At 68.6% G+C, this 9,418-nt stretch carries 8 protein-coding genes and 3 pseudogenes; 6 read left to right on the top strand and 5 right to left on the bottom strand.

All coding sequences use genetic code 11. The annotated features are described in order from the left end of the window. From A9X03_RS29670 to mmsB, 4 genes and pseudogenes are all read left to right on the top strand, one after another. Positions 1-392: pseudogene (locus tag A9X03_RS29670) on the top strand (3-beta hydroxysteroid dehydrogenase); the annotation flags it as partial. Positions 393-477: 85 nt separating this feature from the next. Next, positions 478-1,998 carry a CoA-acylating methylmalonate-semialdehyde dehydrogenase gene (locus tag A9X03_RS04550; RefSeq protein WP_068259877.1) on the top strand — a complete coding sequence of 507 codons (1,521 nt, stop codon included), beginning with the start codon at positions 478-480 and terminating at the stop codon, positions 1,996-1,998. A gap of 6 nt (positions 1,999-2,004) precedes the next feature. Further along, positions 2,005-3,165 carry an acyl-CoA dehydrogenase family protein gene (locus tag A9X03_RS04545; protein ID WP_067754382.1) on the top strand — a complete coding sequence of 387 codons (1,161 nt, stop codon included), beginning with the start codon at positions 2,005-2,007 and terminating at the stop codon, positions 3,163-3,165. 10 nt (positions 3,166-3,175) lie between these two features. Continuing rightward, positions 3,176-4,045, top strand: coding sequence for a 3-hydroxyisobutyrate dehydrogenase (mmsB, locus tag A9X03_RS04540; protein ID WP_067754380.1), 870 nt, complete (start codon positions 3,176-3,178; stop codon positions 4,043-4,045). 3 nt (positions 4,046-4,048) lie between these two features. Here the strand turns inward: mmsB and A9X03_RS04535 are convergent, their stop codons facing one another. Further along, positions 4,049-4,669, bottom strand: a complete 621-nt coding sequence (locus A9X03_RS04535; RefSeq protein ID WP_082950150.1) for a TetR/AcrR family transcriptional regulator — start codon at positions 4,667-4,669, stop codon at positions 4,049-4,051. Positions 4,670-4,804: 135 nt separating this feature from the next. On the opposite strand from A9X03_RS04535, the gene A9X03_RS04530 reads away from it, so the two are divergent. Beyond that, positions 4,805-5,674, top strand: a complete 870-nt coding sequence (locus A9X03_RS04530) for an alpha/beta fold hydrolase (protein WP_197504980.1) — start codon at positions 4,805-4,807, stop codon at positions 5,672-5,674. Between the two features lie 13 nt (positions 5,675-5,687). On the opposite strand, the gene A9X03_RS04525 is transcribed toward A9X03_RS04530, so the two are convergent. From A9X03_RS04525 to A9X03_RS04510, 4 genes and pseudogenes are all read right to left on the bottom strand, one after another. Then, entirely contained in the window at positions 5,688-6,194 is a 507-nt protein-coding gene (locus A9X03_RS04525) for a MarR family transcriptional regulator (protein WP_067754374.1), read from the bottom strand. Positions 6,195-6,205: 11 nt separating this feature from the next. Continuing rightward, positions 6,206-7,199, bottom strand: a pseudogene (locus tag A9X03_RS04520) (histidinol-phosphate transaminase); the annotation flags it as partial. A 51-nt stretch (positions 7,200-7,250) separates the two neighbouring features. Beyond that, positions 7,251-8,261 carry a 3-oxoacyl-ACP synthase III family protein gene (locus A9X03_RS04515; RefSeq protein ID WP_067754368.1) on the bottom strand — a complete coding sequence of 337 codons (1,011 nt, stop codon included), beginning with the start codon at positions 8,259-8,261 and terminating at the stop codon, positions 7,251-7,253. 4 nt (positions 8,262-8,265) lie between these two features. Next, positions 8,266-8,913 carry a hypothetical protein gene (locus A9X03_RS04510; protein WP_067754365.1) on the bottom strand — a complete coding sequence of 216 codons (648 nt, stop codon included), beginning with the start codon at positions 8,911-8,913 and terminating at the stop codon, positions 8,266-8,268. Positions 8,914-8,987: 74 nt separating this feature from the next. Here A9X03_RS04510 and A9X03_RS04505 point away from each other — a divergent pair. After that, positions 8,988-9,418 (top strand): annotated as a pseudogene (locus A9X03_RS04505) (thiamine pyrophosphate-dependent enzyme); the annotation flags it as partial.

Here is a 9,418-nt window from a genome sequence, read left to right as displayed (position 1 = left end):
GCGGCCCCTGCGGTTTCGCCTCCCTGCTCGTCGAGGCCGCCCGACGAACCGGGGTGTCCGGATACGTCGGCGACGGCACCCAGCGCTGGCCCGCCGTGCACGTCCTCGACGCCGCCCGCCTGTTCCGCCTGGTCCTCGAGGAGGCCACTCCGGGGACGGTGGCGCACGCCGTCGCCGACGAGGGCGACCCGATGCGCGCGCTCGCCGAGGCGATCGGCGGCCAGCTCGGTCTCCCCGCGGCGTCGGTCCCCGCCGAGCATTTCGGACCCCTGGGCGCCGTCTACGCCCTGGACCAGCCGGCCTCGAGCGAGCTGACCCGCGAGCGATTCGGCTGGCAGCCCACCCATCCGAGCCTGCTGGCCGACCTGGAGGCCGGAAACTACCCCAGCTGAAATACCGCGTCCTTGCGACGCCCGGCGGCGGTTACTAGGATATCCAAGTATCCGCCTCTCACGCGCGTACGAACCCGAGGACACCATGAGCACACAGATCCCCCACTTCATCGACGGGCAGCGCACCGCCGGCCAGTCCAGCCGCACCGCCGACGTCTTCAACCCCAGCACCGGCGAGGTGCAGGCGCAGGTGGCGATGGCCGGCAAGGCCGACGTCGACGCCGCGGTGGCCTCGGCCGTCGAAGCGCAAAAGGATTGGGCCGCATGGAATCCGCAGCGTCGTGCCCGGGTGATGATGCGTTTCATCGACCTGGTCAACGACCACATGGACGAGCTCGCCGAGCTGCTGTCCCTCGAGCACGGCAAGACGCTGGCCGACGCGCGCGGTGACATCCAGCGCGGCATCGAGGTCATCGAGTTCGCCGTCGGCATCCCCCATTTGCTCAAGGGGGAGTACAGCGAGGGCGCCGGCCCCGGCATCGATGTCTACTCGCTGCGCCAGCCCCTGGGCGTGGTCGCGGGCATCACCCCGTTCAACTTCCCGGCCATGATCCCGCTGTGGAAGGCCGGACCCGCCCTGGCGTGCGGGAACGCGTTCGTCCTCAAGCCCAGCGAGCGCGACCCCTCGGTCCCGGTGCGGTTGGCGGAGCTGTTCGGAGAGGCGGGCCTGCCGCCCGGCGTCTTCCAGGTGGTGCACGGCGACCAGGAGGCCGTCGACGCCATCCTGCACCACCCCGACATCCAGGCCGTGGGCTTCGTCGGCAGCTCGGACATCGCGCAGTACATCTACGCGACGGCCGCGGCCACCGGCAAGCGTTCGCAGTGCTTCGGCGGCGCCAAGAACCACATGATCGTGATGCCCGACGCGGACCTCGACCAGGCCGTCGACGCGCTGATCGGAGCCGGCTACGGCAGCGCCGGCGAACGCTGCATGGCGATCAGCGTCGCGGTGCCGGTCGGCGAGCAGACCGCGAACCGCCTGCGCGCCAGGCTGATCGACCGGATCAACAACCTGCGGGTGGGCCACAGCCTGGATCCCAAGGCCGACTACGGTCCGCTGGTCACCGAGGCCGCGCTGGCGCGCGTGCGCGACTACATCGAGCAGGGCGTGGCCGCCGGAGCGGAGATAGTGATCGACGGGCGCGAACGCGCCAGCGACGACCTGACCTTCGACGACGCCAGCCTCGAGGGCGGATTCTTCATCGGCCCAACGCTGTTCGATCACGTCACCCCCGACATGTCGATCTACACCGACGAAATCTTCGGGCCGGTGCTGTGCATCGTGCGCGCCCACGACTACGAAGAGGCGCTGCGGTTGCCGTCGGAGCACGAGTACGGCAACGGCGTCGCGGTCTTCACCCGCGACGGCGACGCCGCGCGTGACTTCGTGTCCCGGGTCCAGGTGGGCATGGTCGGTGTCAACGTGCCGATCCCGGTTCCGGTGGCCTACCACACGTTTGGCGGTTGGAAGCGTTCCGGCTTCGGCGACCTGAACCAGCACGGCCCGGCGTCGATCCAGTTCTACACCAAGGTCAAGACCGTCACGTCGCGGTGGCCGTCCGGCATCAAGGACGGCGCCGAATTCGTGATTCCCACGATGGATTAGGGCACTATGTTCACCCTGAACGACGACGAACGGGTCATCACCGAAACGGCGGCCGCGTTCGCCGCCAAACGAATCGCCCCGCACACGCTGGAATGGGACGCGGCCAAGCACTTTCCGACCGACGTGCTGCGCGAGTCCGCCGAGCTCGGCATGGCGGCGATCTACTGCCGCGAAGACGCCGGCGGCAGCGGGCTGCGCCGGCTAGACGGGGTCCGCATTTTCGAGCAGCTGGCCATCGCGTGCCCGACGATCGCGGCGTTCCTGTCGATTCACAACATGTGCGCGTGGATGATCGACAAGTTCGGCACCGCCGAACAGCGCAAGGCGTGGGTGCCGCGGCTGGCCGCGATGGACGTCATCGCCAGCTACTGCCTCACCGAGCCGGGCGCGGGTTCGGACGCCAGCGCGTTGAGCACGCGCGCCGTCCGCGAGGGCGGCGACTACGTGCTCGACGGCGTCAAGCAGTTCATCTCCGGCGCGGGGGCCTCGGACGTCTACGTCGTGATGGCCAGGACCGGCGGTGAGGGTCCGCGCGGCATCTCGGCCTTCGTCGTCGAAAAGGGCGCGCGGGGGCTGAGTTTCGGTGCGCTGGAAGAGAAGATGGGCTGGCACGCGCAACCCACCGCGCAGGTGATCCTGGAGGGTGTGCGAGTGCCCGCCGAGGCCATGCTGGGTGGCGCGGACGGCGAGGGCGCCGGCTTCGGCATCGCGATGAACGGCCTCAACGGCGGCCGGCTCAACATCGCGGCGTGCTCGCTGGGCGGCGCCCAGTCCGCCTTCGACAAGACGGGCGCCTATGTCCGGGAACGGGCGGCGTTCGGCAAAGCCCTGCTCGACGAGCCCACGATCCGGTTCACCCTGGCCGACATGGCCACCGGGCTGGAAACGTCGCGAATGATGTTGTGGCGGGCCGCGGATGCGTTGGACAACGACGACCCCGACAAGGTCGAGCTGTGCGCGATGGCCAAGCGCTACGTCACCGACACCTGCTTCGAGGTCGCCGACAAGGCCCTGCAGCTGCACGGCGGCTACGGCTACCTGCGCGAGTACGGCCTGGAGAAGATCGTCCGCGACCTACGCGTGCACCGCATCCTGGAGGGCACCAACGAGATCATGCGGGTGGTCGTCGGGAGGGCCGAGGCGGCGCGAGTGCGGGCGAGCGCGTAGAAAGGCGACCATGACGAGCATCGCTTTCCTCGGCCTGGGCAACATGGGCGGACCGATGTCGGCGAACCTGGTGGCGTCGGGGCACACGGTGCGCGGCTTCGATCCGGTGCCCGCGGCCGTCGCCGCCGCGGCCGGCAACGGTGTCACGACGTTCGACAGCGCGGCCGACGCCGTGGCCGGGGCCGACGTGGTGATCACCATGCTGCCCAACGGCGACCTGGTGAAGCGCTGCTACACCGATGTCCTGCCGGCCGCCAAACCGGGCGCGTTGTTCATCGACAGCTCGACCATTTCGGTCAACGACGCCCGCGAGGTACATGCGCTCGCCGAGTCGCATGGCGTGTCGCAGCTCGACGCGCCGGTCTCCGGGGGCGTGAAGGGCGCCGTCGCGGGGACACTGGCGTTCATGGTGGGGGGCGACGACGACGCCCTGGAGCGGGCCCGGCCGGTGCTGGAGCCCATGGCGGGCAAGGTCATTCACTGCGGCGCGGCGGGCGCCGGCCAGGCCGCCAAGGTGTGCAACAACATGGTCCTGGCGGTGCAGCAGATCGCCATCGGCGAGGCGTTCGTCCTGGCCGAGAAACTCGGGCTGTCGGCGCAGTCCCTCTTCGACGTCATCACCGGCGCGACCGGCAACTGCTGGGCCGTGCACACCAATTGCCCGGTGCCGGGCCCGGTGCCCACATCTCCGGCCAACAACGACTTCAAGCCGGGGTTCGCGACCGCCCTGATGAACAAGGACCTGGGCCTGGCCATGGACGCGGTGGCCTCGACCGGGTCGGCGGCGCCGCTGGGCAGGCACGCCGCCGAGATCTACGCCAAATTCGCGGCCGACCACGCCGACAAGGACTTCAGCGCGGTCATCGAGATGCTCCGCTGACGGCTAAGAGCCGTCGTCTGACCGGTGCTCGGCCAGGGCGCCCCGGACGAAGGTGGCAAGGGCGCGCGCGGTCAGGTTGGCTTTCAGCGACCCGTTGGCCGCGCGTTGCAGTGCCAATCCGTGCGAGAGCGCGATTTGGGCGACACCGAATTCATACGGGCTGAGGGTCGATTCGATGCCGAGGCGGTCGAAGTGGAGGCTGATGAGCTCTCCAAGCCGGCGCCGATAGGACTCGTATATGGCACCGAACTCGTCGGCCTTGGCTCCACCGCGCATCGTATAGAGCTGGAATTCGGTGCTGAGTAGGCACCAGCTGCTGTCCTCGCCGAGAACCCGGTAGCGGCGTTCGATCGCCGGCGCCAGGTCGGAGGCGGACTTGATGCGATCAAGGGCGCGCCCCAGAGTGTCGATCTCCGCGTCGAGGTGGCGGCGGATCAGTTCGAGGAACAGGTGGTCCTTGGACTCGAAGTTGGAATAGAAAGCGCCGCGCGAGAATCCGGCCTCTTCGGCGATGACGTCGATCGGCGCCGCTTCGAAACCGACGCGGCAGAACACCCGGCCGGCGGATTCGATGAGCCGTTGCCTGGTTTGTTCGCGTTGCTCGGTCCGGGTCAAGCGAGCCACTCGCTACCTCCTGATCGCGTGTAGGCGCACCATCTGCAGTTGACACCGAGGTGACAGAGATGCATTCTCATACGCAAGTGTATCTTAATTTGCAGATGTATTCGCGCTTTCGGGCCCACCAGAGAGGGTGCACGCGTGATCGACCAGGATGAGGTCCCCCGGGCCGCGGAGTGGATCGAGCAAAACGAGACCCTGACCAGCCGGCGGGGTCACCGCATCGCCTTCCGGCGCCGCGGTGCGGGTCCGACCGTCCTGCTGCTGCACGGCTTTCCGACCTGGTCCTACGACTTCGCAGCCGTGGCCACCGAGCTCGCGCGGGACCACGAGGTCATCACACTGGACTTCCTCGGCTACGGTGCCTCGGACAAGCCCAACCCCTACGAGTATTCGGTGGCGGAATCGGCTGACATCGTCGCGGACCTCGCCGCCCACCTCGGCGTGGCTTCGGTGAAGTTGGTGATTCACGATTACGGCGGAATCGTGGGGCAGGAACTCATCGACCGCGCCAATCGGGGCCGGCTCGGTTTCACCATCGACAGTGTCATCGTCTTGAACTCCGGGATCGTCTACAACGCGTATCGACCGACGCGGCTGCAAAGACTGCTGATCCTGCCGGTCGTAGGCCGAGTGCTGGCCGCCCGCGTCGACCCCGGGCGGGTCCGGTCCGGACTCGACGCCGTGCGCGGATCACGGCTCACCGACACCGAATTCGACGACTTGTGGCTGGGCATGTCGCGTGCAGGCGGTCACAAGCTCGCGCACCTTCTGATCAAGTACAACGCCGAACGGGCGGTCCATCACGATCGGTGGGAGGCCGCATTGGCGAATTGGCCGGGTCCGCTGCATCTGGTGTGGGGGCTTGAGGATCCGGTATCGGGTCGACATGTCCTCGACGCGGCGGCGAAAGTACTGCCCCGCGCCAGGGTGACCAAGCTTGCCGGTGTGGGTCACTACCCGCAGTCCGAAGCCGCACAACGCGTCGCCACGGCCATCCGGGCGGCCTGATCGCCCGACGTGTTCAGAAATCGCCGGCGTCGCGACGCAGCGACTCGATCGACGAAACCAGCGCCCGCGCTTCGCTTTCGGACATCCCGATATCGGCGAACACCTGCTCGTTGAGCGTGACGGTGGCGTCCTCGACCGTCGAGCGGCCCAGCTCTGTGATCTGCACCAGGGTGGTGCGCCCGTCGGTCGGATGCGGCACCCGCTGCACGAGCCCGTCGGCCTCCAGCCGGCGGATCGCGTGGGTCACGCTGGTGACGTGGACCTGCAGGCGGTCGGATGCCTTGGTGATCGGCAGCGCGCCGGTGCGGCTGAACGCCAACAGCCGCAGCAACTCATAGCGGGAGAAGCTCAGGTCGTAGGGACGCAACGCCGTCTCGACGCGGGCCAGCAGGATCTGGTGCGCCCGCATCACCGACGTCACCGCCACCATCCCCTGCGCGACGTCGGCCCACCCGGAGCGCTCCCAGTTGTCGCGCGCCGCGGCGATCGGGTCACGCTTCGGCGGTCGTGAGGCAGCCACGCCCCTTCATACCGCACTTGGCGCGCGAGCGCGGCCTTTCCCCAGCGCGGACAGCACCGCCAGCGTCGACGCGCGGTTGCCCACGGTGATCCGCGCGCCGCCGTCGGGGTAGCAGCGCACCCGCGGGCCGCCGCCGGCGAAGACCTCCTGCCACGGCCCACCCCTCGGGGGCAGGTACATGAAGTTCGCGTGCGCGTCGGTGGTGTAGACGCCCAGCGCGCTCAGCCGCATCCGGAGATAACAGCGCTCGGAGTTGATCATCCGGACCCGTTGCAGCAGTTGGCCTTCCGCGCCGTACGAGGCGGCGACCGCGACCAGACTGGTGATCGGGGCGCCGAACGGCGGTTGCTGGGACCACAGTCTGGCGGCCAGCTCCCGCGATGCCACCGCATATCCGACCCGCAGCCCCGCCAGGCCGTACGCCTTGGAGAAGGTCCGCACCACCACCACATTGGGAAAGCGGGCGAGCAACGCCGACACGGCGATGCGATGCTCGGGCGCGGTGAACTCGATGTACGCCTCGTCGAGCAGGACGGCGGTGTCGCGCGGCACGCGCCGCAGGAACGCCGAAACGGCAGCCGCGGACTCCAGCGTTCCGGTGGGGTTGTGCGGGCGGCACAGCGCCACCACCCGGGCGTCGGCGGCGGCGCGGGCCAGGCCATCGAGGTCGTTGTGACCGTGCTCGTCCAGGGGGACCGTCCGCGGCCGCAGCCGCGCCATCCGCGCCAGGATCGGGTAACCGTCGAAGGTGGGTGCCGACATCGCGATCGTGTCGCCCGGGGCGGTCAGCGCGTGCAGGGCCTGCTGCACGACGCCCGTCGCGCCGGCGCCCGGCACCACCTGCTCGGCGGGCACCCCGATGTGGTCGGCGATCACGGCGCGCAGCCGCTCGGGCAGGAATTCCGGGTAGCGGTGCGCCGCCTGCACCGACCGCATCAGCGCCGATCGGACCTCCGGTAGCGGCGGGAACGGATTCTCGTTGAGCGACAACGCAAGCGGATCCACCGCGGCCGGTAACGCAGCTGTCGTCGGGGGCCGGGCTTGGGGCGGCCTGCATCAGCCCCGGCCTCCCCAGCGCACGGCCGCCGCACCGGCGAAGTCGCCGGCGTGCGCGAAGGCGGCCATCATGACGACGTCCCCGGCCGCGAGCTGCCCCTCGGAGATCGCGCGGTCCAGGTTGACCGGGATGCCGGCACCGAACAGGTTGCCGCACTCGTCAAAGGTGTCTCGATGCCGTTCGGGGGGCAACTCGAGCGCCTCACGCCAATTGCGCAGGAACACGCGGTTCGGCTGGTTGGTGACCAGCAGGTCGATCTCCTTGGCGGGCAGCCCGATTCGGTCGCACACAGCCAGCGCCACCTCGGGAACCTGGCGATTGCCGCGGGCCAGTACCTTGGTGATCTTGCTCTCGGTGAAGCCGATGCTGCCCTCGCCGGGGCCGGCCTGCCACCACTTGCGGGGCGGGTCGTAGGACAGGGTCATCTCACCGGCGTACTCGCCGTAGGTTCGGCACTCGACGTCGAGGATGGGTGATCGATCGCTTACCGTGACCAGGCCCACGGCCGCCCCGTCGCCGGGCACCGCGGACTGTGCCTTGCGGCGAATGGTCGGCTGATCGAAGAACTGCCCCGCCGCGTTCTGCGCGATGGCGATAAGTGCGGTGTGCCCCGCGCCGGAGGCGAGTAGTTTGCGAGCCACGTTGAGCGCCAACACGAACGCCGCACAGCCGCCGTTGTTCAGGTCCAGCACCCAGGACGGCCGCATGCCCAGCCGGTGCGCGATGCCGCCGCCCTGGCCGTAGAAGGCCATGTCCGGTACCTGGGTGTGGGTGATGAGCACGTCGGCGCCTTCGACCACGTCGTGGCCGTGCCGCTCGATCAGGCCCTGCGCGGCGCGCTCGATCATGTCGATCGAACTCTCGTCCGGCGCGACGTGATGCCGCAACTTCGGGGCGCGGAACATGACGTTCTCGCGAAGGGCGTCGGATTCGGCGAATTGTGCGTAGTAGTCGGCGCCGATCGGCTCGCCGGGCAGATAGGTGGACACGTCGATCAGGCTGACGCTCATGGTGTTACCTCATCCATTTCGGCGTCACCGGCAGGCCGTTGCGGTGGCGGTATTCGGCGATGGCCTTGAGATTCTGCAACTCCAGCGCGTGCCCGGCGCCGAACATGTCCCAGAAGTCGCCCACCCACACCGGGCGCTGTGCCGGCGCGGTCTCCGGGTAGGGGTTGCGGTCGTAGAACGGGTGGTGGCAATTGGTCCACAGCACAACCGATCCCGGCTTGTCCAGGACGACCTGCGCATCGATGACGCGCATCAGGTACACCATCCACAGGTGCTTGCCCTGATCCCACGCGCAGTGGTAGTCGACGGTCCGCGCCTGGGCGTTGGCGACGGTGCGCGTGTAGATCTCGGTCTCCGAACCCAGCCGGTCGTAGGCCAGCCACAGGCCGGGCTCGTCGGTGGTCGTGAAGCCGCGCAGGCTGTAGGTCCACTCCTCGAGGCTGCGGGTATCCGACATGTACTCGTAGAGCTCGTCGGGCGGGCACGCCACGTAATCGTTGACCGTGCAGTACTGGCCGAAGACCTGGTCGTGCGGGTACACCGACCGCATCATCTCCATGATGATCGGGGTCGCCTGCTCCCGCGGGCTGGTCTCGATGCGGACCACGCCGTCGATGGGGGTGGGAATATCCTCAAGCGCTGGCAGCGACATCGGCCCGGTTCTCCTTTACGGTCGAAACCTGTTCTGCAACAACCGCGTTGCTGGGCAGCGCGGCGAGAAATGGTGCGAACGGCGGTCGGGCCGGCGGACGCACCGTGGTGATCGCGGGCGACGGCGCGTTCTTCATGCACGGCCTGGAGGTGCACACGGCGGTGCAATACCAGCTTCCCGTGACGTTCGTCCTGTTCAACAACAACGCCCACGCCATGTGCGTGACCCGCGAGCAGCTGTTCTACGGCGACCGCTACAGCTACAACCGTTTCCGGCCGAGCGCGCTGGGAAGCGGCCTGGCGGCCATGTTTCCCGGGCTGACATCGGTAGATGTCAGCGAACCCGCACAATTCGCCGCGGCGATTCGGGTGGCGCTGGAAGTTGCGGGCCCGGCTGTGGTCAGCGTCGAGTGCACCGCCGACGAAATGCCGCCGTTCGCACCATTTCTCGCCGCGCTGCCCAGCAACGCGGTTGTTGCAGAACAGGTTTCGACCGTAAAGGAGAA

Source organism: Mycobacterium sp. E1715 (assembly GCF_001667625.1).
Taxonomy (GTDB): Bacteria; Actinomycetota; Actinomycetes; order Mycobacteriales; family Mycobacteriaceae; genus Mycobacterium.
Note: the sequence above shows the minus strand (reverse complement) of the source record. Positions and strands in the feature narration are given on the sequence as shown.